Genomic DNA, 20,878 nt, shown 5'->3' on the forward strand with positions numbered 1-20,878 from the left:
GCCCCGCCGGCCGGGAGGATCGGCTGCGGCGGAGGCGAACCGCCGCGACGGACCGAGCAGCGGCCGTCACCGAGCCCGCCCGCGCGGTCAGCCGCCGGCGGGCTTGGGGTTCGCCTGGAAGAACCGCCAGATGGTGTCGGTGGCTTTCAGCGCGGTGGACGGCGGGTCCAGGTGGAGCAGCTTCTGCGCCACCGGCGGGTTGGGCCGGCTCCCCGGCCACTGGTGGCCGGCGTCGGCGATGGTGATCAGCTCGACGTGCCGGCCCTGGGCGCAGGCCGCCGCCGTCCGGGTCGCCGTTCCGGCGGTGGTGACCGTCGGCGCGGCACACCCGTCGACGGTCCGCCACCGGGCCACCAGCTCCGGCGTCGGCGGTCCGTCGATCTTCACCGGGTTACGACCGGTGCCGCCGTTGTCCCGGCGGCCGGGCCCGCCGTCGTACGGCATGGTCTGGTCCTGCCGGCCGTGAATGTGCAGCACCGACGTCGGGGCGGGGGACGGGCACTGCCCCAGCGAGGTGGTCGCCACCGCGCCGATCGCGGCGAACAGGGTGGTGTCGCAGACCAGCCGGTACGCCAGCAGCCCGCCGTTGGAGATGCCGGTGACGTAGCGGCGGGTCGGGTCGACCGGCAGGTTCCGGCCGAGGCCGGCGACGAGTTCGGTGACGAAGTGCACGTCGTCGACGCCGTCCCGGGCGGGCGCGCCGCAGCAGTCCGGACCGACGGCCCAGGCCCGGTTGAGCCCGTTCGGGAAGGCCACCAGGAAGCCGTCCCGGTCCGCCGCGCCGGTCCAGCCGTACGCCTCCTCGGCCTGCTCGCCGGTGCCGGCCGCGCCGTGCAGCACCACCACGAGCGGTACCGGTCGCACGGGGTCCGCCGAGGCGGGCCGGTACAGCCGGTAGGTGCGGTCCCGCCCATCCACGCTGAGGGTGTGTTCCGAGGTGCCGACGGACGGTGTGGGGGCGGACCGGCCGCCGGCCGGATCCGTGGTGCACGCGGCGGGCGCGGTCAGCCCGACCAGCAGCGCGAGCATCGCGGCCGGCCGGCGCGCTCCGGCGATCCGGACGGGTCCTGGAGGGTTGCGAAAACTCATACGACGGTTGTCGCCCGCGAGTGTTCGAGGAACGTCAGGGCCGGGCCAGGATTCGGCAACGGCTGCGCGGGCCGCACCGAAACAGACCACTGTGGACCCTGTCGGCCGGGTCGAAGCGCCGGCGCGGTCCGTCCGGGTGGGTGACGCCGCGCACCCGGATCAGGGACGCGGTGCCCGCCGGTGCTCCGCCGGGCGGTTCGGCCGGCGGGCCGCTCCCCCGCCGGTCGACCGGGGGGTCGGACGGACCGCGAGCTGCCAATGCGTGGGGCGGCGCAGCGTCCGGGGCAGCCGGGTGGTCAGGTCGCCGCGGGCCGCGTCGAGCTGGGCCTGGGTCAGGAACAGGCTGCCGCGCAGGTCCGCGCCGCGCAGGTCGGCCCCGCGCAGGTCCGCGCCGGTCAGGTCCGCGCCGCGCAGGTCGGCCCCGCGCAGGTCCGCCCCGATCAGGTACGCCCCGCGCAGGCTGGCCGACCGCAGGTCGGTACGCCGCAGGTCGGCGCCGATCAGGTCGGCACCCCGCCGGTCCGGGCCGCCCCGGCCGCGTACCAGGTCGCTGGCGCGCAGCAGCAGTTCGTTGGCCTCGCGTTGGTGGGCCGGGACGTCCACCGCCGCCACCTCGGTCGGGCCGCCCAGGGTGAGTCGTTCGATCCCGTCCCGGACCCGGCGCAGGTCGGCGTGCAGCGGGCCGGCCGCCCGCAGGTCGAGCGCCTCGGTCAGATACCAGAGCAGTTCGTGGAGCTGCCGCATCACCGCGAACGCCCGGAACATCGGCTCGGCGGTCTCCGGCGCGGTTCGCCAGTCCCGGCCCCGGTAGGTGATCTGGGCGATCTTCTGGCCGGCGCCGAAGCAGTCGAAGACGGTGCACCCGGGGAAGCCGCGCTCCCGCAGGTGGTCGTGGATGCCGCAGCCGAAGTCCGACCGGAGGTTGGGGCAGGCCTGCCCGGCCGGCTTGTCGAGGGCGAAGTCGGCCGAGGCGGTGAAGGCCGGCGCGACGCAGCACAGGCCGAAGCAGCGGGCACAGTCGGCCCGCAGGTCGTCCCGTCGTGCTGCCGATTCGGACACGGTCACCCGCTCCCTCCGTACCGCGTGGTCGCCGGCCGTACCGGGTGGTTGCCGGACCGGTCGCCAAGCTTATGCCCACCATTGACAAAGAGAGTTTTTACGTACAGGATTGTTTTTGTCATGAGAGACGTCCTGTACCTGGAGCAGATCGAGCAGGCCGAAGCCCTGCTCAAGCCGCAACGCGTCGAGGTGTTGCGGCAACTCGCCGAGCCCCGCACCTGCACCGAGGTCGGCGCCCGGCTCGACCAGACCCCGCAGCGGGTCTACTACCACGTGAAACGCCTGGTCGACGCCGGCCTGGTGGAGCGGGTCTCCGAGCGCCGGGTGCGCGGCATCAGCGAGGGGATCTACCAGGCCAGCGCCCGGTCCTACTGGCTGTCACCCCGGCTGGTCGGCCGGATCGGTGGCCTGCGCCGGGCCCGGGACGAGCTGAGCCTGGGCTACCTGCTCGACCTGATGGAGGAGGTACAGGCCGACGTCGCCGCGCTCGACCGGAGCCGACCGGAGCTGCCGTCGATCGGCGTGTCCGGCGAGATCCGGGTGCCGGCCGAGCACCGCCAGCAGTTCCTGACCGACCTGCAGCGCACGCTGCAGGACCTGTTCACCCGCTACGGGGGCGCCGAGGGGGACGCCTTCAAGCTCGCCGTGGCCTGCTATCCCAAGGGAGAAGACGACGATGACTGAGCCACTGGTGGTCCGGGTCCGGGCCGAGGTGCCGATCAAGCAGGTACGGCACGCGCTGACCGACCCCGGCGAGCTGCGCGAGTGGTTCGCCGAGCACGCCGAGGTCGAGCTGCCCCACCGGTACGAGTTCTGGGGCCGCCACACGCCCGAGGGCGACGTGCCGCACCAGCGCCTGCTGCACGCCGACGCGGACACCCTGCGGTTCACCTGGCTGCTCGACGGGGTGGAGACGACCAGCGAGATCAGCCTGACCGAGGAGGGTCCGGAGTCGACGGTGATCGCGGTGACGCAGAGCCACTTCGACATGGCCGAGGCGATGAGCGGCAGCACCATCCGGGGCGTACTGCAGACGTACTGGTGTCTGTCGTTGGCCAACCTGGTCGCGCACGTCGAGGGCCACCCGCTCGTCCCGCGGGTCGACTTCACCTCGGCCGACCTGCGTGGCGAGTTCCTCATCGCCGCGCCGGTCGACCGGGTGTTCACCTCGTTGACCGACTCCGAGCAGGCCAGCCGGTGGTTCGGCTACCCGATCGGCATCGAGCCCTGGGTCGGCGGCCGGTACGCGATGGGCGGCTTCGAGGCCGGCTACGCGGCCAAGGTGGTCGAGCTGGAGCCCGACCGGAAGCTCGCGGTCGACTGGGGCCCGGTCGGCACGCAGACCTGGGAGCTGGCCGAGTCCGGCGGGAAGACCCGGCTCACTTTCGTGCAGAGCGGCTTCGACGAGCAGCACCCGCCGTACGCGGCCTGGTGCGGGTCGGTCGCGGGCCTGGCCGAGCTGCGCCGCTACCACGAGATGGCGGACTGGCGCCCGATGTTCCTCGCCGACGCGCCCAGCGAGCAGGCCGGCGCGACCGGCTGAGCCACGATTCGTCTGCGGGGCTCGACACCGAACCCATGGTGGGTGTCGAGCCCCGGTTACCGCCTTTTCCGCCCGAGCACACCGTCCCGCCCCAGACTCAGAGGGCTCCGGCTCAAGGGCGGCGGCGCGTCGTCGTCCGACACCGTCGGGGCCTGGGCCTCATCCCGGACGCCACGCCGGGCCCGGTCGAGCTCACGTCGGAGTCCGGAGACCCGGTTCTCCAGCTCGTCGATGGTCCGGTTGAGCCGATAACGGGCCGCCTCCTCCGAAGTCCGGAGTTCCGCCAAGGCCCGGTACCGACGGTCGGCCTCCTCCCGTGCCTGGTCCCGCTCCCGGCGCAGCGCCTCGGCCTGTTCCTGGTAGCGCTGGTTCTCCTGGACCAGGTTCGCACTGGCTCGCGCGCTGTCGTCCAGCTGTCCCTGCACCAGTCGGAGCTGTTCGAGCAGGGTGTCGGCGTTGTCCGAGAAGCGTCGCAACTGGTTGACGGACTCCTGGCTGATCTGCTCCGCCTCGGCCCGGAGCGAGGCGACCTCGTCGCGGAGCAGTTGTACCTGAGTTTCCTGCTGGGCGATTGCCTTCTCGGCGTCCTCCCGCTCGCGTTTGAGCAGCCTCACCTGGGTGAGTAGATCGTCCGCGTCCATCGAAGACAACACCGGTGGTCGGAGTTCCTCACCGTCCAGGACGACCCGTCCGGCGTAACCCGGCGGCATCTCCGCCCGCTCGACGCTCCACCGGCCGGCAAGCTCCTCGAACCGTTGCCGCCGCCACTCGTGCGGAGCGTCCACGGGTGCGCAGTACTCGACGATCCACTCGACGCACTGCCAGGACGGGCGGCCGTGAAGTTCACGGTAGAGGCGATTGCGGACGTCCTGGCCCGTCTGCTTCTTGATCTCGGCGGCGAGGGTGGCGACGGACGCGTATTTGCGCCCGTGCCAGCTCTCTATCAATTCACGCAGGGCGTCGGCAACACCTCTCATGCCGGAACATCTTTCCGTACGGCGGCAAGAGAAAACGGGCAACCTGCCGGTGCCGACAAATCTCCGCGAGTACAAAAAGGACCATCCGCCCAACCTTTTGGACACCGCGCCGTTCACGCCACATTCCGCGCCGGGTCAGCCGTCCGCCACGCACGTGTAGACGGCCGCAAGGCCCGCGAACCGGTCAACTTTCCGCTCTCGTCACGACCGGTACGTAGCCAAGTCTCGACAAATCCGTCAACCTCGCGGGGCCCTGGTCATTGCATCGCGGACACCTGGCGTTCCAATGGCTCTTTCCGGTGTTCACCAGGTGCGGAGTCCGGTGATTCGATCTTCTCTGTCCGGTGCCGTCGGCACCGGCGACGGTCCGGGAGCGCGCCGGCGGGATTTCCGCAACCGCTCCCCCGACAGATCGTGGGACGACGATGAACGACAACGACCGACGAGCGAGTCGTCGCCCAGCCACGACGGCCGCCGGCCGGGCAGGCGTGATGGGCGGCGGGGTACTGACCGTGGCTTCCGTGGCGATCGCCTTGGCCGACGCCGGAGCCCCGTGGCAGGTGGTCGCGGGGGTCACCGGCGCTCTCGTGCTCAGCGTCACGATCCTGGGCGTGGCTCAATTGTCGCTGCCGCAGGATTCGTCCGACCGGGTCGTCTGGTGGCGGGACCGACGCCGGCACGCGAGCAGGCGACGTGCCGCCCGACGAGCCGACGGCCGCTAGCGCTCCTGACCAGCCGCCGACCCCGTCCACCCTTCGACATGTCATGCGGCCGGCCTGCCGGGTTGGAACCCCGTCCAACCGGTACACCGCCACCTGGAGCCCGCGTTCGGCTCCCGACTCCACCAGTTCGTCCACGACGTCCTGGATCCGCTGCCGTAGCTCGGCGATCCGTGCTCCCTCCGCCGTGGCCGGTCACCCGGGCGGTGCCCGGGCCCACCGGTATGGCGTACCCGATCGGGGAGGTTGCCGGGCGCGGTCGGAACATCCCGGGCGCCGCGCGCGGCGCGTGCCGGTGGCGGGGTCAGCCGGTCGCGTCGAGCAGCAGGGCCGCGATGGCGGCACCGACCTTCGGCGCGGCGCCGGCCGGGCAGTCCTGGTAGCTCACCTGGTGCCGGCCCGCGGTGACCGTGTAGGCGTACGCGTCCGCGCAGCGCGGGTTGGGCGCCGGGCCGGACTCGCCGGCCAGGGCGGGGTCGGCCAGCAACGCGCGCAGCCGGGTCTGCTGGCCGTCGGTCAGCCGGCCGCGCCGTTGTTCGGCGGTCCGGTCGGTCCGGGTCCATCGCCCGTCCGGGTCGACGGTCACCGTGTCCCGGGTGCCGGCGAAGCCGCCGGACCGGGTCACCACCACCGGTACGGCGACCGGCGCCGGCTTCGGGTTGCCCGCCGGCCGGGAGGTCGGCGCCGCCGTGGGCGTGGCCGGGGCGTCGGGGGTGACCGGCGTGGTCGCCGGCGCCGAGGTCGGCGCGACGGTCGACGAGCCACCGCCGGCGGCCGGCCCGGGGCGGTCCGCCGCGCACCCGGTCGCGGTGAGCAGGAGCAGCAGCGTCAGACCGGCCGCCGGGACCCACCGGCCCGGCTGAGCATTCGTCATGCCACTTCGACCCCGCCCGGGACCGGCCGGTTCCCGTCGGGCGTCTTCCACCCCGGGTCCCGCCGGTCCGCGACGGGCTTTCCGGGCGGTGGGCCGGCGGGCGGAAAAGCGCCGGACGTCCGGTTTCGCGTAGCTGCCGTGACCAGGCATAGGAAAGGTCAGAATGCCACGCCGACGAGAAAACTTCACGACTTATCTTTTGGTTGAACTATCGCTATATCTACATAGGTGGCTACCCCCGCCACACCTTGTCCTCAGGAGGGCACGTGAAAAGATCCCTCGCGGCGGTCAGTGCTGCGCTGCTCACAAGCGGCGTTCTGACCTGCGTCGCACAGTCCGCCCAGGCGGCACCCCCCGCACCGGCCCCGGATCCGGTCGCCCGCGCCACCTCGGCGCTGAACGCCCATCCCGGTGCGGTGCAGGCCGCCGACGGCGAGTCGTACGCGGTCTACAGCTCCAAGGTGGACGCGTCCGGCGCCTCGCACGTGCGCTACACCCGCACCTACCACGGCCTGCGGGTCCGCGGCGGTGACTTCGTCATCCACACCGCCGCCAACGGTGGCTACGCCGGCACCTCGGTCGGCCTGGCCAGCCCGTTGACCCTGGGTACCGCGGCCCGGATCGGCGCCGCCGCGGCGACGAAGACGGCGCAGCAGCGCTTCGCCGGCAAGATCACCTCGACCGACAGCCCCGAGCTGTTCGTCGAGGCCAGCTCCGGCCAGGGCCGGCTGGCCTGGGAGACCGTCGTCCGGGGCTGGGCGCCGGACGGGCAGACCCCGTCCCGGCTGCACGTCGTCAGCGACGCGACCACCGGCGCGGTCATCGGGTCGTTCGACGAGATCGAGACCGTGACCGGCACCGGTAACGGCATCTACACCGGCACGGTCAGCATCGACACCACCGGGTCCGGCTCGTCGTACTCCATGGTCGACCCGGTCCGGGGCAACGGCCGCACCTGCGACCTGAACAACGGCACGTCGACCTGCACCACCTTCACCGACGCGGACAACGTCTGGGGCAACGGCAGCAACTCCGACCGGGCGTCGGCCGGCGTGGACGCGCACTTCGGCGCGGCCATGACCTTCGACTACTACAAGAACGTGCACGGCCGCAACGGCATCTTCGGCAACGGCACCGGCGTGCCGAGCCGGGTGCACTACGGCAAAAACTACGTCAACGCCTACTGGGACGGTGCCCAGATGACGTACGGCGACGGTTCGGGCAACTCCCGGCCGTTGGTCTCGCTGGACGTCGCGGGGCACGAGATGAGCCACGGCGTCACCGAGAACGTGGTGCCGGGCGACCTGACCTACTCCGGTGAGTCCGGCGGCCTGAACGAGGCCACCAGCGACATCTTCGGCAACATGGTGGAGTTCTACGCCAACGCCCCGTCGGACCCGGGCGACTACCAGGTCGGCGAGAAGATCAACATCAACGGCAACGGGACCCCGCTGCGCTACATGTACAACCCCTCGCTGGATGGCTCCTCGGACAGCTGCTGGTCCACCAGCACGAAGAACAAGGACGTGCACTACTCGTCCGGTGTGGCGAACCACTTCTTCTTCAACCTGGCCGAGGGCACCGGCGCCACCGCGTACGGCACCTCGCCGGTCTGCGGCTCGGCTCCGGCGGTCACCGGCATCGGCCGGGCCAAGGCCGAGAAGATCTGGTTCCGGGCGCTGGACGTCTACTTCACCTCCAACACCTCGTACGTGAACACCAGCAACCCGGGCAACACCGCCCGCGCCTACAGCCTGCGCGCCGCCGCCGACCTGTACGGCTCCTGCGGCACCGAGTACAAGGCCGTCCAGGCCGCCTGGACCGCCGTCAACGTGGCCGGCAACGACGCGCCCTGCGGCTCGACCGGCAACGACTTCTCGGTCTCGGCCTCGCCGACCTCGGGCTCGACCAGCCAGGGCGGCTCGGTCTCCACGACCGTGGCCACCGCCGTCACCAGCGGCACCGCGCAGACCGTGACCCTCTCGGCCGGCGGCCTGCCGGCCGGCGCCACCGCCACCTTCAACCCCACCTCGGTGACCGCGGGCGGCTCGGCCACGCTCACCATCACCACCGCGGCGTCCACCCCGACCGGTACGTACACCGTGACGGTCACCGGCACCGGCGCCTCGGCCACGCACACCGCCAGCTACACCCTGACCGTCACCGGTACGGGCGGCGGCTGCACCAGCCCGGGTCAGAAGCTCGGCAACCCCGGCTTCGAGTCCGGCACCTCGCCGTGGACCGGCAGCACGGGCACGATCGGCTCGTTCAGCGGCCAGCCCGCGCACTCGGGCAGCCGGGTGTCCTACCTGAACGGCTACGGCTACAGCGCCAGCGAGAGCATCGCCCAGTCGGTGAGCCTGCCGGCCGGCTGTGCCGCCTACACGTTCTCGTTCTGGCTGCACATCGACTCGGCCGAGTCGACCAGCAGCACCGCGTACGACACGCTCAAGGTGCAGGTGCTCAACTCGGGCGGCACGGTGCTGGCCACGCTGGCGACCTACTCGAACCTGAACAAGGCCGCCGGCTACAGCCAGAAGTCCTTCTCCCTGGCCGCGTACGCCGGCCAGACGGTCTCGGTGAAGTTCCTCGGTGCGGAGGACTCCTCGCTGCAGACCTCGTTCGTGATCGACGACACGGCGATCGACGTGTCCTGACCACGCCTCGCTGAACCCGGCGGCCACCGATCCTTCCGTCGGTGGCCGCCGGTCCGTCATACCGGTTGCCGCGGGAAACTTCACGTCTTTCTTTTTCCCTTACCCATCGCTATATCTACATGTGTGGCTACCCCCGCCACCCGTAGTCCCCAGGAGGGCACGTGAAGAAATCCCTCGCGGCGGTCAGTGCTGCGCTGCTCGCCGGCGGCGTCCTGTCCTACGTCGCACAGTCCGCCCAGGCGGCACCCCCCACGCCCGCGCCGGACCCGGTCGCCCGCGCCAACTCGGCGCTGACCGCCCACCCGGACGCGGTACGGGCCGCCGACGGCGAGTCGTACGCGGTCTACCGCTCCACCCGGGACACCTCCGGCGCGTCGCACGTCCGTTACACCCGCACCTACCACGGCCTGCGGGTGTACGGCGGTGACTTCGTCATCCACACCGCCGCCGACGGCAGCTACGCCGGCACCTCCCTCGGGCTGGCCAGCCCGCTGACCCTGGCCACCACGCCGGCGGTCGACCGGAACGCTGCGACCAGGACCGCGAAGGCGCACTTCACCGGCACGATCACGTCGACCGACAGCCCCGAGCTGTTCGTCGACGCCAGCTCCGGCCAGGGCCGGCTGGCCTGGGAGACCGTCGTCAGGGGCTGGGCGCCGGACGGACAGACCCCGTCCCGGCTGCACGTCGTCAGCGACGCGGCCAGCGGCGCGGTGATCGGCTCGTTCGACGAGATCGAGACCGTGACCGGCAGCGGCAAGAGCATCTACTCCGGCACGGTCGGCATCGACACCACCGGGAGCGGCTCGTCGTACTCCCTGGTCGACCCGGTCCGCGGTAGCGGCAAGACCTGCGACATGAAGAACGGCACGTCGAGCTGCACCACGTTCACCGACGCGGACAACGTCTGGGGCACCGGCAGCAACTCCGACCGGGCGTCGGCGGCCGTCGACGCGCACTTCGGCGCGGCGAAGACGTTCGACTACTACAAGAACGTGCACGGCCGCAACGGCATCTTCGGCACCGGAAAGGGCGTGCCGAGCCGGGTCCACTACGGCAACAACTACGTCAACGCCTTCTGGGACGGCGCCCAGATGACCTACGGCGACGGCTCCGGCAACTCCCGGCCGCTGGTCGCGCTGGACGTGGCCGGCCACGAGATGAGCCACGGCGTCACCGAGAACGTGGTGTCCGGCGGCCTCACCTACTCCGGCGAGCCCGGCGGCCTGAACGAGGCCACCAGCGACATCTTCGGATCGATGGTCGAGTTCTACGCCAACACCTCCGCCGACCCGGGTGACTACCAGATCGGCGAGAAGATCAACATCAACGGCAACGGGACCCCGCTGCGCTACATGTACAACCCCTCGCTGGACGGCTCCTCGGACAGCTGCTGGTCCACCAGCACCAAGAGCAAGAACGTGCACTACTCGTCCGGTGTGGCGAACCACTTCTTCTTCAACCTGGCCGAGGGCACCGGCGCCACCGCCTACGGCACCTCGCCGATCTGCGGCTCCGCCAAGGCGGTCACCGGCATCGGCCGGGCCAAGGCCGAGAAGATCTGGTTCCGGGCGCTGGACGTCTACTTCACCTCCAACACCTCGTACGTGAACACCAGCAACCCGGGCAACACCGCCCGCGCCTACAGCCTGCGCGCCGCCGCCGACCTGTACGGCTCCTGCGGCACCGAGTACAAGGCCGTCCAGGCCGCCTGGACCGCCGTCAACGTGGCCGGCAACGACGCGGCCTGCTGAGGCGGACCGCCCCGCGGCACGGACGAACCGGCGGCCACCGACCTCGTTGTCGGTGGCCGCCGGCCGGTCCCGGCCGCTCGCACGGGCCAGCCGTTCCGGCCGCTCGCACGCCGGCCCGTTCCAGCGGCCGGTCACATGCCGGCCGGGTAGGTCTCCAACTCGCCGGTGACCGACTTCGCGGCGAGCGGGTGCAGGGCACTGGTCCGGTCGCACCAGACGAACGCGTCGTACCGGTCCGCCGTCCGGGTCGGCACGTAGTTGCCCCACTCCTCGAACGACGGGTCGTAGACCACCCCGACGGCCCGGTGGTCGACCGGCCCGGCCAACCAGTCCGGCACCCCGACGCCCGGTCCGCCCGGCTCGGCTGGTACGGCCGGCTCGCCCGGTGCCGGCGGTGCCGTCGGTACGGTCGGGTCGAACACCAGCATGGCCCGCTCGGGCAGCAGTTCGTGCAGCCGGTGTTCCAGCGAACCGGGTCGGGCCGGTGGCACGGTCATCACCTCGGCCGGCGCGCCCCAGCGCGGCGCCGCGATGACCGTGCCGTGATGGCTGCCGAACCCGACCAGCACGACGTCGTCGGCGCCCCGCCGTTCGCGGGCGAGCTGCCCGATGTTGACCATTCCGGCGTCGGCCATGTCGGTCGCCCGGGCATCCCCGACGTGCGTGTTGTGCGCCCAGACCACCGCCTTGGCGGCCGGGCCGTAATGGTCCAGCAACCGGTCCAGGGTGTCCGCCATGTGGGTATCCCGCACGTTCCAGGACTGCGGCCCGCCGCCGACCATCGCCCGGTAGTAGCGCTCCCCCTGGGCCACCACCTCGGCGTTCTGCCAGGCGGCGAAGGCACTCGGGCCGTCCCGTCCGACCCCCGCGCGGATCCGGGTCAGCAGCCGGATCACCTCCTCCTCGCACCGGGCCGAGACGAACCGGCTGGCCGAGGCGTACTCCTCGACCCGCCTGCCGTACGGCTCGAAACACCGGTACGCCTCCCGGGCCGCGGCCAGTTCGTCCGGGTGTTCGGTGCCCAGGTAACCGAAGATCGCCTCCAGCGACTCCCACAGGCTGTAGACGTCCAGCCCGTGGAAGCCGACCCGCTCCGGCTCCGGCCGGTCCACGTTCCAGGCCCGCAACCAGCGGCAGAACCGAGCCACCTCGGCGTTCGCCCACATCCAGGTCGGCCAGCGCCGGAAGGACTCCAACGCCACCCGCGGCTCGGGGTCCGCCCCGGCGGTCGCGGTCACCGACCGGTGCACCCGGTCGCAGTCCGGCCAGTCCCCCTCCACCGCCACGAACGAGAAGCCCAACTCGGTGACCAGCCGCCGGGTCAGCTGCTCGCGCAGCCGGTAGTAGTCGTACGTGCCGTGGCTGGCCTCGCCCAGCATCACCACCCGAGCCGCGCCGATCCGCCTCAGCAGCGGGTCGAAGTCACCCGGTCCCCCGTCCAGCCGGTGCACCAGCATGCCCGCGGCTACCCGGCGGGCCGCCGGGCAAACCGGGCCCGGCCGGGCACCCGCCCGGCCGGGCACCCGCCCGGTCGGGGGGCGACCCGCGGTCCCGGTCGGGGTGTACCGGCCCCGGTCGCGGGTATCCGGCGCGGCATGGCCGTCAACGTGACGCAGCTTCAGGAGTATCTCAGCGGGCTCGACTATCCGGTCTCCAAGGAGGATCTGATCCGGCAGGCCCAGGAGAACGGGGCGGGCACCGCGGTCATCCAACTGCTGCGCTCGCTGCCCGCCGACCAGTTCGGCTCGCCGACCCAGATCGGTGAGTCGCTCAGCGAACTGGCGTAGGCGACCGCCGGATTGCCGGGCCGGTTCGGACCGCAGGACGCCCGCGGTCCGCAGCCGGCGGAACGGCCCGCCCGACCGGCGGCGAGCCGACCGACCGGATCCGGGACCGACCGAGCTGCCCGCGTCACGTCGGCGGGCCGACCAACCGGAACAGGGCGAGCCACTGCTCCGGCCAGACGAGGCCGACCGGGGTGTCCAGGTCGAGCCGGGTGGCCCGGAAGGCGGCGTCCAACCGGCGGCGCGGGTACCGCCGGCGCAGCGAGGCGTGCAGCGAGCCGCCGAGGCCGGTGAAGCCGAGTTCGACCAGGGACCGGTAGCCGGGCAGCGACCCGGCCGGCAGCAGCGGGACACCCCGACGGTCCAGTCGCAGGATGCCCGCGTCCACCCCGGGCACTGGCCGGAACGCCGTCCGGGGCACCCGCCCGGAGAGCCGCCAGTGGATCTCCGGCCAGCTCAGCACGGTCAGCCGGGTCCATCGGCCGTAGTCGCCGGACCGCTTGCGGGCGTACTCCAGTTGGGTGAGCAGCGTCGCCGAGGTCAGCGTGGGCGCCGCCAGGCAGCGGTCGACCACCCGCGCGGTCAGCGCCCAGGGGATGTTGCCGACCAGCGCGAACGGCTCCGCGGGCGGTACCGCGCCGAGGAAGTCCGCCGGCCGGCAGTCGACGTTGCCGAGCCGGGCACAGGCCGCGGCGAGGTCCGCCGCCAGGTGCGGGTCGATCTCGTACGCCAGCACCCGGCCGGCCGTCGCGGCCAGCGCCCGGGTGAGCTGTCCCCGGCCGGCGCCGACCTCGACGATCAGGTCGTCCGGCCCGGGGCGGGCCACGCCGACGATCCGGTCGACCGCGCGCCGGTCGACGATCAGGTTCTGCGACAGCACCCGGCGGGACCGGTCCCGCTCGGTGCGCCGGGTCGCGTCGTTTTTTCGGTGGGCAGGGTGGTGCGAGTGGTTTCGGTGTGCCACGGCCGGTGTCCCGTCTGCCGCCCGACCCGGTCGGGTGGGCGGCGGTACGGACAGGCTCGGCGCGTCGCGGGCGTACCCGGGAAACGGCGGTCGACCGGCGCGGGGCGCGCGGGGCCGACGGCTCACGGGCACGACGGAGCGGGGCCTGTCCGAGCGGATCTGGACTCGTCGGGCCCTGGCGGCGCGGGCGGAGAGTGCGGCGCGCGAGGAAGGAAGACCTATCGGGCGGCGGGCACGTCCTGGGCGGCCAGGGCGGTACGCCGGGTCCACGGCCGGGGCGCGCGCTGCGGGCCCCGGGCGGCCGGCGTACCGACCGCCTCGATCAGGGCATGCGTGATCATGGTGGCCACGGTAACGCCGTCCACCGGGCGGGCCAACCGATTTACCGGGCCGACACCGGCACGGTCCGGCCCTCGGCGCGGGCCGTCTCGGCGGCGTCGAGCACGGCCACCACGTCCCGGCCGAACCGCACGTCGCAGATGCCGTCCCGGGTGCCGGAGGCCACCTCCTCGACCAGTTGGTCCAGCGCGACGACGAGCGCCTCGACGGCCGTACCCGAGCTGCGGGGCACCGGGTCGAAGCCGTCCTCGCCGTGGAAGACCACCTCGAAGGTCGTCGCCTCGGCCGGCGCGTCCAGGGTCAGTGCCACCGTGCTGGTCGGCCCGCCGGCGTGCCGCAGCAGCAGATGCACGGTGTCCCGGGGCGCGTCCATCGCGGCGACCTCGGTCACCGCGCCGAGCACCGGGATCAGCATGGACAGCGCGTGCGGGCCGACGTCCCACAGCCCGCCCCGCTCGCGGCGCCAGGGCGACCCGCCGTACGGGTTCTCCGGCCGGAAGATGGAGGCGAACAGCGTCGCCCGGGCACCGTGCCAGCCGCCGGTGGCCGCCGCCGCGGCGAGGTGGCTCGCGATGTCCGGGTGGAACCGGTTGGTGAAGAAGACCACCGAGGCCACCCCGGACCGCTCGGCCGCGTCGACCAGCCGGTCCGCGCTGGCCAGGTCGAACGCCACCGGCTTGTCCAGCAGCAGGTGCCGGCCGGCGTCGGCGGCGCGTACCGCGATGTCCGCCTGCACGTCCGGCGGCAGCGCGACGGCCACCGCGTCCACCGCCGCGATCAGCTCGTCGATGTCGCCGAACGCCGGGACGCCGTACCGGTCGGCCAGCGCGCGGGCCTTGGCCGGATCGCGGCCCCAGACCCCGGCGAGCCGGGTCCCCGGGTGCGTGGCCAACGCGGCGGCGTGCGTCCCGGCGGCCCAGTGGCCGGTCCCGAACAGTCCGAAGTTCAGCACGGAGGCCCTCCTCGTCGCGTGGCCGAAGGGTCCATTCCTAACATGCCGGGCGATCAAACGCCGGGTTTCCGCCGCGCCGACCGGCTCCGGCGGGTCGTCGGTGGGGTTGCCGCCAGCAGCGCCTCGTGCGCCTCGACCGCCGCCTGCGCCGCCTCGTCGACCAGCGCCTGCGCCGCCACCTCGGCCACCCGGGCCGCCTGCTCGGCCCGCCGCGCCGCGGCGGCGGCGCGGTCGTGCACCCGGCGCGCCGCGGCCCGTTCGATCCGGCACCGCTCGGCGAGCCGTTCCCGTTCCTCCTGGACCGGATCCCAGTCGGCGGTCCGCCGCCACACCTCACGCAACTGCTGCACCGAGATGTCGCCCCGGCGGTACGCCGACAGCGCCGCCCGGGACACCTCCCGCTCCCGCTCGGCGCTGTCCGGGCCGGCGTTCTCCTGGCCGGCCCGCTCCCGCTCGGCGCTGTCCGGGCCGGCGCTGTCCGGGCCGGCGGCCCGCTCGGCCGGTCCCGGGTCGGTCGGCCGGGGTATCGGCACGCCGCCGGTGGCCGCCCGTCCCTCGGCCGCGGCCCGCCAGGCCTCCTCGTACGCCCGCTCGGCCGTCTCCTGGGCGGCCCACGCCTCGTCCCGGAGCTGTTCGGCGCTCGCCACGGCGGCCCGGGCCTCGACCGCGACCGCGGCGGCCCGCCCGGCGTCCACCTGCGCGGCGGTCGCGTGCGCGGCGAGTTCCTCCGCCTCGGCGCGCAGCTGCGCGGGGGCCGGCCCGCGCTCGGTGGGGCGTACGGCCAGCGCGGCGAGACCGAGTAGACCCAGCACCACCAGGCCGCCGATCACCAGCAACGCCCACACCGCCGTCGCGTCCACGCCTGTCGACTCCCCACGGTGCGCGTCCGCCAAACACCTCGATGATAGACGCTCAGCAATGTCGCAACCAGGCGATACGCCGGTGGCCGGGATGGCGGGTCGGTGCCTACTACGCGGCTTAGTAGGCTGTGCCGGTGAACGATCCACAACCCGGGCGACGCCGGTGACCGGCGCGGCCGGCGCGACCGGCTCCCCGGTCGACGGCGCCATCGCCGTCGTACCGATCGTCCTGTCCCTCCTGGTCGCCGGTTGGGCGCTGGTCGGCACGCTGCGCAACCGGCCGCCGGACCGGGGCCAGTTCGCCGGCCTGGCGGTGCTGGAGGCGGCCCTGCTCGCGCTGGCGGTGGCGGCCGTGGTCGCGCTCGTCGGCGGCCAGCGTCCCGGCGAGGCCGGCACCTTCGCCGGTTACCTGGTCACCCTGGTCTGCCTGCCGCCGCTGGCGGCCGTGCTGGCCCGAATGGAACCGACCCGCTGGGGGTCGACCATCGTGCTGGTGATCTGCCTGGTCGCCCCGGTGGTGGTGGTCCGCCTCCAACAGACCTGGGTGGCGACCGGTGGCTGAGACCGGGTCGAACCGAGCTGAGACCGGGCCGGACCGGGCCGAGACCGGGCCGGACCGGGCCGCCGCGCCGCGGACCAACAGCGGCCCCGGACGGCTGCTGATCGCGGTCTACCTGCTCTTCGCGATCGCCGCCACCTGCCGGGCCGGCTACCAGCTCGCCACCAGGTTCGACGAGGCGCCGGTGGCGTACCTGCTCTCGGCGGTCGCCGCGGTGATCTACATCGTGGCCACCGTGGGCCTGGCCCGGGGCGGCAGCGGCGGGCGGCGCACCGCGTACGGCTGCCTGACCGTCGAACTGGTCGGCGTGCTGGCGGTCGGCTTCCTCAGCGTCTTCGACCCGGCACTGTTCCCGCACGACACGGTCTGGTCGAAGTTCGGCCAGGGGTACGGCTACGTCCCGCTGGTGCTGCCGGTGCTGGGACTGCTCTGGCTGCGCCGCACCCGCCAGGTTCAGTCCTTCGGCCCGCCGGCCACGTAGATCACCTGGCCGGAGACGAACGAGGCACCCTCGCTGACCAGGAACGAGATGGTGTGCGCGACATCCTCGGGGCGCCCGACCCGGCGTACCGGGATCTCCGCCGCGCCCAGCTTCTGGAACTCCGCGAAGTCGACCCCCACCCGGGCCGCGGTGGCCGCGGTCATGTCGGTGACGATGAAGCCGGGCGCCACCGCGTTGGCGGTGACGCCGAACGGCCCGAGTTCGATCGCCAGCGTCTTGGTGAAGCCCTGCAACCCGGCCTTGGCCGCCGAGTAGTTCAGCTGCCCCCGGTTGCCCAGGGCCGAGGTGCTGGACAGGTTGACGATCCGGCCCCACTTTTGGTCCACCATGTGCTTCTGCACCGCCCGGGTGACCAGGAACGCGCCGCGCAGGTGCACGCCCAGGACGGTGTCCCAGTCCTGGTCGGTCATCTTGAACAGCAGGTTGTCGCGCAGCACCCCGGCGTTGTTGACCAGCACGGTCGGCGGGCCGAGTTCGGCGACCACCCGGTCGACCGCGGCCGTCACCCGGTCCGCGTCGGCCACGTCCGCGCCGACCGCGAGGGCCCGGCCACCGTCGGCCACGATCGCCTCGGCCGTTCCGGCCGCGGCCGACTCGTCGAGGTCGAGCACCGCGACGGCCAGGCCGTCCGCGGCCAACCGACGGGCGGTGGCCGCTCCGATACCGCGGGCGGCGCCGGTGACGAGGGCGACGCGGGGCTGCTCCGACATGTGTACCTCCCGGTAACTTACGGCTCGGTGGGCGGAGTCTACCTCCGGCCCGACCCGCGGCCCGGTTGACGATCGGCAGGGGCCCGCGCGTGCCGTACCGCCGGACGCGGAGCCGTTCCGACCGGCCGGCCGCCGGTCCCGGCGGCCGGCGTGGGTGTCAGACCGGGCGGCCCGCCGGTCCGGCGCCGGCGTAGCTGCGGCACAGCCGGATCCAGCGGTAGCCCTGACCCGCCAGTTCCAGCGCGTCCAGCTTGCCCACCGGGTTGTACGGCCGGTCCGAGAGCATGTCGTTCGGCAGGTCGGCCTCCTCGTACAGCGAGCCCAGGTCGACCGTGGCGTGCTTGGTGCTCAGGTTGTGCAGGAAGACCATGGTGCCGGTCGGCCCGTCCGCCCGGTGCGCCAGTACGCCCGGCGGCAACACCTGGTCGATGGGCGTGCAGGTGCCGGAGCCGATCTCCGGCGCCTCGCGCAGCGCCCGGGTCATCCGCTCGAACCAGGAAAGCAGCGATCCCGGGTCCTGCCGCTGCAGGGTCACGTTGACCCGCTCGTAGCCGAAGTCACCCCCCTCGACCACCGGTCGGATCAGCTTCCCGGCGTCGGCCTCGGAGAACCCGGCGTTGGGCTTCATCGACCACTGCATCGGGGTACGGATCGACTCCCGACCGGGCAGGGACAGGTCCTCGCCCATCCCGATCTCCTCGCCGTAGCGCAGCACCGGCGTGCCGCGCAGCGAGAACTGCAACGAGTACGCCAGCTCGATGCGCCGCCGGTCGTTGCCGAGCATCGGCGCCAGCCGGCGGCGGATGCCCCGGCCGTACAGCTGCATGTCCTCGTCCGGACCGAACTCTCGGAACACGTCCTGGCGCTGGTCGGCGGTGAGCCGGGACAGGTCGATCTCGTCGTGGTTGCGCAGGAAGGTGGCCCACTGCGCGCCGCTCGGCAGGGCCGGGGTCTCGCGCAGCGCCTCGATCACCGGCTCCGGGTCGCGCCGGGCCAGGGCGAGCATCAGCCGGCCGTTGAGCATGAAGTCGAAGAGCATGTGCAGCCGGTTGGCCGAACCGCCGCTGTCGCCGAAGTACTTCTGCAGCTCGTCCGGCTCGACGTTCGCCTCGGCCAGCAGCACCGCGTCGCCGCTGCGCCACTGCACGTGCTGGCGCAGCTCGGTGAGGAAGGCGAAGTCCTTCGGCGAGTTGGCGTTGCCCGGTTCTGTCATCTCGATGATGAACGGCGCCGCGTCGATCCGGAAGCCGGAGACCCCGAGCTGGATCCAGAACGAGACGATCTTCTTGATCTCGTCGCGGACCGCCGGGTTGCCGAAGTTGAGGTCCGGCTGGAACTTGTAGAACCGGTGGTAGAACCATGACTTCGCGGTCCGGTCGTAGGTCCAGGTCTCGTTCTGCTCCCCCGGGAAGACCATGCCCTGGTGCCGGTCGGCCGGCTGCTGGTCGGACCAGACGTACCAGTCCCGGTACGGCGAGTCGGGCGACGACCGGGCCGACTGGAACCACGGGTGCTGGTCCGAGGTGTGGTTGACCACCAGGTCGATGATCACGCGGATGCCCCGGTTGTTCGCCTGGTGCAGCAGCTCGGCGAAGTCGCCCAGGGTGCCGAACCGCGGGTCGACGTTGTAGAAGTCGGTGGCGTCGTAGCCGTCGTCCCGGTTGGGCGACGGGTGGATCGGTTGCAGCCACAGGCAGGTGATCCCGAGCCCGGCCAGGTAGTCCAGGCGGCTGATCAGCCCCTGGATGTCACCGACACCGTCGCCGTCCGAGTCGGCGAACGTGTCGATGTCGAGGCAGTAGATGACAGCTTCGGAGTACCACCGGTCACTCATGCCCCGAACCTTTTTCCGTTCGTCCGCCCGGCCAAACAACCGAGGGCCGCCAACCCCTCGCCGGGCACGGCGATCCGGATGTCCAGGCCGCGGCGGGGCATCGGTGATCGGGCTGGAGCGGTAGCGTGCCGGTCATGGACGCGGTGGAATCCAGCGGTACGGTCCGGCAGCTCGGTTGGGGCGAGGGCGAGTGGCTCAACCCACCGGTACGTGCCCTGCCGCTCGGCGACGGTGAGCTGGTGGTGACCGCCAAGCCCGAGACCGACTTCTGGCGAACCACCGCGTACGGCTTCGTGCACGACGACGGGCACGGCCTGCTGGCACCCCTGCCGGCCGGTACGGCGATGGAGGTCAGCTTCGTCGTCGACTACGACCGGCAGTTCGACCAGGCCGGCCTGCTGGTCCGGGTGGACGCGGAGAACTGGGTGAAGACCGGCCTGGAGTACTGCGACGGCGTCGTGCAGCTCGGCGCGGTGGTCACCCGGGATCTCTCGGACTGGTCGTCCGCCCCGGTGCCGGAGTGGGCCGGCCGGACCGTGACGGTCCGGGCCAGCCGGGCCGGCGACGCGCTGACCGTACGGGCCCGAGTGGACCGGGAGGCGTGGCGGCTGGTTCGGCTCGCCCCGCTGGCCCCGGACGCGGTGGCCACCGCCGGTCCGTACTGCTGCGCCCCGACCCGGGACGGCCTCACCGTACGGTTCACCGGCTGGACCCACGGCCCGGCCGACGCCGCCCTGCACGAGTAGGCCGGGCGTCGCCGACGGCCGGCGGCTGGCATCATCACCGGATGCGACCGTCCGTGGAGTTGGTGTACGACCTGGTATCCGGTCTCGAACCGTTCGACGACCTGGAGGCGGAGCACCGGACGGACACGTTGCGCTGGCTGCGGTCCACCGACGACGTCTTCCGCCGGGTCAAGCCCGCGACCCCGGACCGGCACCTGGTGTCCTACGTAGTGCCGGTCGACCCGGACAGCGGCAACCTGCTGCTGGTGGACCACGTCAACGCCGGCCTGTGGCTGCCGCCCGGCGGGCACGTCGAGCCGGACGAGCATCCGGCCCGGACCGCGCGCCGGGAGGCGTACGAGGAGTTGGGTGCCGATGCCGAGGTCGACGAACGGCTGACCTTCCTCACCGTCACCCGCACGATCGGCATCGACGCCGGCCACACGGACGTGAGCCTGTGGTTCGTCGTCCGGCTGCGGCAGGACCAGCCGCTGACCCTGGATCCGGGTGAGTTCCGCGAGGCCCGTTGGTGGTCGCCGACCGACCTGCGGGCCGCGGATCCCACCCACTTCGACCCGCACCTCACCCGCTTCCTCACCAAGATCGGATGTTGAAGCCCCGGCCGCCCACCCGGCCACCCGGCGACCGTTCGGGCGTTCGTCACGACGGGTGACGTCGGTCGGAGCCGGTGCTTTTTTGGGCCTACATCGAATTCGTAGTAGCTACTACGAATTCGATGTAGGCCCAAAATGATTCGTCGTTCCCGCATCGGCAATCGCGCGCGCATCAGCGCTTGATCCGTAGGAGTCTGCTGGCGGTTACTGGAGCCTTTTTCAAAAGGGTCGGGTGGCCATCGATAGATCTCCAGCTTCGTAACAGTGCGTAGCACTCGTGGGAAGTCGTGGAGAGACCGGCGGTAGCCGGTCTTGAGGATCTTCCAGTTCTTGAGGTGAGCGACTGCGCGTTCGACGGCGGCC

Annotated in this window: 21 protein-coding genes; 10 read left to right on the top strand and 11 right to left on the bottom strand. The window is 72.4% G+C overall.

What is annotated here, in order from left to right:
• Positions 1-87: 87 nt before the first annotated feature.
• Positions 88-1,089 carry an extracellular catalytic domain type 1 short-chain-length polyhydroxyalkanoate depolymerase gene (locus ACFOX0_RS24985; RefSeq protein WP_377550266.1) on the bottom strand — a complete coding sequence of 334 codons (1,002 nt, stop codon included), beginning with the start codon at positions 1,087-1,089 and terminating at the stop codon, positions 88-90.
• A gap of 159 nt (positions 1,090-1,248) precedes the next feature.
• Positions 1,249-2,148 carry a pentapeptide repeat-containing protein gene (locus ACFOX0_RS24990; protein ID WP_377550306.1) on the bottom strand — a complete coding sequence of 300 codons (900 nt, stop codon included), beginning with the start codon at positions 2,146-2,148 and terminating at the stop codon, positions 1,249-1,251.
• A gap of 120 nt (positions 2,149-2,268) precedes the next feature.
• Between ACFOX0_RS24990 and ACFOX0_RS24995 the strand changes: the two genes are divergently transcribed.
• Together ACFOX0_RS24995 and ACFOX0_RS25000 are read left to right on the top strand one after the other, a co-directional pair.
• A complete protein-coding gene (locus ACFOX0_RS24995; protein ID WP_377550268.1) occupies positions 2,269-2,832 on the top strand; it encodes a helix-turn-helix domain-containing protein in 564 nt (187 codons plus the stop codon).
• Positions 2,825-3,691 (top strand): SRPBCC family protein, encoded by an 867-nt coding sequence (locus ACFOX0_RS25000; RefSeq protein WP_377550270.1) that lies wholly within the window; start codon positions 2,825-2,827, stop codon positions 3,689-3,691. Before ACFOX0_RS24995 ends, ACFOX0_RS25000 begins: the two co-directional genes overlap by 8 nt.
• 56 nt (positions 3,692-3,747) lie before the next feature.
• Here ACFOX0_RS25000 and ACFOX0_RS25005 read toward each other — a convergent pair whose 3' ends face one another.
• On the bottom strand, positions 3,748-4,668 hold the full coding sequence (locus tag ACFOX0_RS25005; protein ID WP_377550272.1) for a hypothetical protein: 921 nt from the start codon (positions 4,666-4,668) through the stop codon (positions 3,748-3,750).
• A gap of 521 nt (positions 4,669-5,189) precedes the next feature.
• Between ACFOX0_RS25005 and ACFOX0_RS25010 the strand changes: the two genes are divergently transcribed.
• On the top strand, positions 5,190-5,390 hold the full coding sequence (locus ACFOX0_RS25010) for a hypothetical protein (RefSeq protein ID WP_377550274.1): 201 nt from the start codon (positions 5,190-5,192) through the stop codon (positions 5,388-5,390).
• 301 nt (positions 5,391-5,691) lie between these two features.
• Here the strand turns inward: ACFOX0_RS25010 and ACFOX0_RS25015 are convergent, their stop codons facing one another.
• Positions 5,692-6,261, bottom strand: coding sequence for a hypothetical protein (locus ACFOX0_RS25015; RefSeq protein WP_377550276.1), 570 nt, complete (start codon positions 6,259-6,261; stop codon positions 5,692-5,694).
• 266 nt (positions 6,262-6,527) lie between these two features.
• On the opposite strand from ACFOX0_RS25015, the gene ACFOX0_RS25020 reads away from it, so the two are divergent.
• A complete protein-coding gene (locus ACFOX0_RS25020; RefSeq protein WP_377550278.1) occupies positions 6,528-8,918 on the top strand; it encodes a M4 family metallopeptidase in 2,391 nt (796 codons plus the stop codon).
• 161 nt (positions 8,919-9,079) lie between these two features.
• Entirely contained in the window at positions 9,080-10,672 is a 1,593-nt protein-coding gene (locus tag ACFOX0_RS25025; RefSeq protein ID WP_377550280.1) for a M4 family metallopeptidase, read from the top strand.
• Positions 10,673-10,803: 131 nt separating this feature from the next.
• On the opposite strand, the gene ACFOX0_RS25030 is transcribed toward ACFOX0_RS25025, so the two are convergent.
• On the bottom strand, positions 10,804-12,129 hold the full coding sequence (locus tag ACFOX0_RS25030) for an erythromycin esterase family protein (protein WP_377550282.1): 1,326 nt from the start codon (positions 12,127-12,129) through the stop codon (positions 10,804-10,806).
• Between the two features lie 138 nt (positions 12,130-12,267).
• Here ACFOX0_RS25030 and ACFOX0_RS25035 point away from each other — a divergent pair, with 138 nt between their 5' ends.
• Positions 12,268-12,459 carry a DUF2795 domain-containing protein gene (locus ACFOX0_RS25035; RefSeq protein WP_377550284.1) on the top strand — a complete coding sequence of 64 codons (192 nt, stop codon included), beginning with the start codon at positions 12,268-12,270 and terminating at the stop codon, positions 12,457-12,459.
• Positions 12,460-12,583: 124 nt separating this feature from the next.
• Here ACFOX0_RS25035 and erm read toward each other — a convergent pair whose 3' ends face one another.
• The 4 genes from erm to ACFOX0_RS25055 form a co-directional block, all read right to left on the bottom strand.
• Positions 12,584-13,336, bottom strand: coding sequence for an ErmE/ErmH/ErmO/ErmR family 23S rRNA (adenine(2058)-N(6))-methyltransferase (erm, locus tag ACFOX0_RS25040; RefSeq protein ID WP_377550308.1), 753 nt, complete (start codon positions 13,334-13,336; stop codon positions 12,584-12,586).
• 302 nt (positions 13,337-13,638) lie between these two features.
• On the bottom strand, positions 13,639-13,761 hold the full coding sequence (locus ACFOX0_RS25045; RefSeq protein ID WP_377550286.1) for a hypothetical protein: 123 nt from the start codon (positions 13,759-13,761) through the stop codon (positions 13,639-13,641).
• Between the two features lie 41 nt (positions 13,762-13,802).
• Positions 13,803-14,711 (bottom strand): Gfo/Idh/MocA family protein, encoded by a 909-nt coding sequence (locus ACFOX0_RS25050; RefSeq protein ID WP_377550288.1) that lies wholly within the window; start codon positions 14,709-14,711, stop codon positions 13,803-13,805.
• A gap of 53 nt (positions 14,712-14,764) precedes the next feature.
• The gene (locus ACFOX0_RS25055) at positions 14,765-15,571 is read right to left on the bottom strand and encodes a hypothetical protein (RefSeq protein WP_377550290.1); all 807 of its coding nucleotides are present in this window, start codon (positions 15,569-15,571) and stop codon (positions 14,765-14,767) included.
• 91 nt (positions 15,572-15,662) lie between these two features.
• On the opposite strand from ACFOX0_RS25055, the gene ACFOX0_RS25060 reads away from it, so the two are divergent.
• Entirely contained in the window at positions 15,663-16,133 is a 471-nt protein-coding gene (locus ACFOX0_RS25060; protein WP_377550310.1) for a hypothetical protein, read from the top strand.
• Between the two features lie 94 nt (positions 16,134-16,227).
• The gene (locus ACFOX0_RS25065; protein WP_377550312.1) at positions 16,228-16,611 is read left to right on the top strand and encodes a hypothetical protein; all 384 of its coding nucleotides are present in this window, start codon (positions 16,228-16,230) and stop codon (positions 16,609-16,611) included.
• On the opposite strand, the gene fabG is transcribed toward ACFOX0_RS25065, so the two are convergent.
• Together fabG and ACFOX0_RS25075 are read right to left on the bottom strand one after the other, a co-directional pair.
• Positions 16,584-17,342 (bottom strand): 3-oxoacyl-ACP reductase FabG, encoded by a 759-nt coding sequence (gene fabG / locus ACFOX0_RS25070; RefSeq protein WP_377550292.1) that lies wholly within the window; start codon positions 17,340-17,342, stop codon positions 16,584-16,586. The genes ACFOX0_RS25065 and fabG overlap by 28 nt on opposite strands.
• 157 nt (positions 17,343-17,499) lie before the next feature.
• The gene (locus ACFOX0_RS25075; protein WP_377550294.1) at positions 17,500-19,176 is read right to left on the bottom strand and encodes an alpha-amylase family protein; all 1,677 of its coding nucleotides are present in this window, start codon (positions 19,174-19,176) and stop codon (positions 17,500-17,502) included.
• A gap of 134 nt (positions 19,177-19,310) precedes the next feature.
• Between ACFOX0_RS25075 and ACFOX0_RS25080 the strand changes: the two genes are divergently transcribed.
• A complete protein-coding gene (locus ACFOX0_RS25080) occupies positions 19,311-19,922 on the top strand; it encodes a DUF1349 domain-containing protein (RefSeq protein WP_377550296.1) in 612 nt (203 codons plus the stop codon).
• Positions 19,923-19,963: 41 nt separating this feature from the next.
• Positions 19,964-20,515 (top strand): NUDIX domain-containing protein, encoded by a 552-nt coding sequence (locus tag ACFOX0_RS25085; RefSeq protein WP_377550298.1) that lies wholly within the window; start codon positions 19,964-19,966, stop codon positions 20,513-20,515.
• Positions 20,516-20,878 lie beyond the last annotated feature (363 nt).

The sequence above is a fragment of the Micromonospora zhanjiangensis genome (genome assembly GCF_042650605.1).
Classification (GTDB): Bacteria; Actinomycetota; Actinomycetes; order Mycobacteriales; family Micromonosporaceae; genus Micromonospora_J; species Micromonospora_J zhanjiangensis.

Coding starts and splice junctions, on each gene's coding strand:
- ACFOX0_RS25000 (WP_377550270.1), top strand. CDS start 2,825: ATGACTGAGCCACTGGTGGTCCGGGTCCGGGCCGAGGTGCCGATCAAG.
- ACFOX0_RS24995 (WP_377550268.1), top strand. CDS start 2,269: ATGAGAGACGTCCTGTACCTGGAGCAGATCGAGCAGGCCGAAGCCCTG.
- ACFOX0_RS25035 (WP_377550284.1), top strand. CDS start 12,268: ATGGCCGTCAACGTGACGCAGCTTCAGGAGTATCTCAGCGGGCTCGAC.
- ACFOX0_RS25060 (WP_377550310.1), top strand. CDS start 15,663: ATGGCGGGTCGGTGCCTACTACGCGGCTTAGTAGGCTGTGCCGGTGAA.
- ACFOX0_RS25030 (WP_377550282.1), bottom strand. CDS start 12,129: ATGCTGGTGCACCGGCTGGACGGGGGACCGGGTGACTTCGACCCGCTG.
- ACFOX0_RS25080 (WP_377550296.1), top strand. CDS start 19,311: ATGGACGCGGTGGAATCCAGCGGTACGGTCCGGCAGCTCGGTTGGGGC.
- ACFOX0_RS25085 (WP_377550298.1), top strand. CDS start 19,964: ATGCGACCGTCCGTGGAGTTGGTGTACGACCTGGTATCCGGTCTCGAA.
- ACFOX0_RS25075 (WP_377550294.1), bottom strand. CDS start 19,176: ATGAGTGACCGGTGGTACTCCGAAGCTGTCATCTACTGCCTCGACATC.
- ACFOX0_RS25005 (WP_377550272.1), bottom strand. CDS start 4,668: ATGAGAGGTGTTGCCGACGCCCTGCGTGAATTGATAGAGAGCTGGCAC.
- ACFOX0_RS24985 (WP_377550266.1), bottom strand. CDS start 1,089: ATGAGTTTTCGCAACCCTCCAGGACCCGTCCGGATCGCCGGAGCGCGC.
- ACFOX0_RS25015 (WP_377550276.1), bottom strand. CDS start 6,261: ATGACGAATGCTCAGCCGGGCCGGTGGGTCCCGGCGGCCGGTCTGACG.
- ACFOX0_RS25045 (WP_377550286.1), bottom strand. CDS start 13,761: ATGATCACGCATGCCCTGATCGAGGCGGTCGGTACGCCGGCCGCCCGG.
- fabG (WP_377550292.1), bottom strand. CDS start 17,342: ATGTCGGAGCAGCCCCGCGTCGCCCTCGTCACCGGCGCCGCCCGCGGT.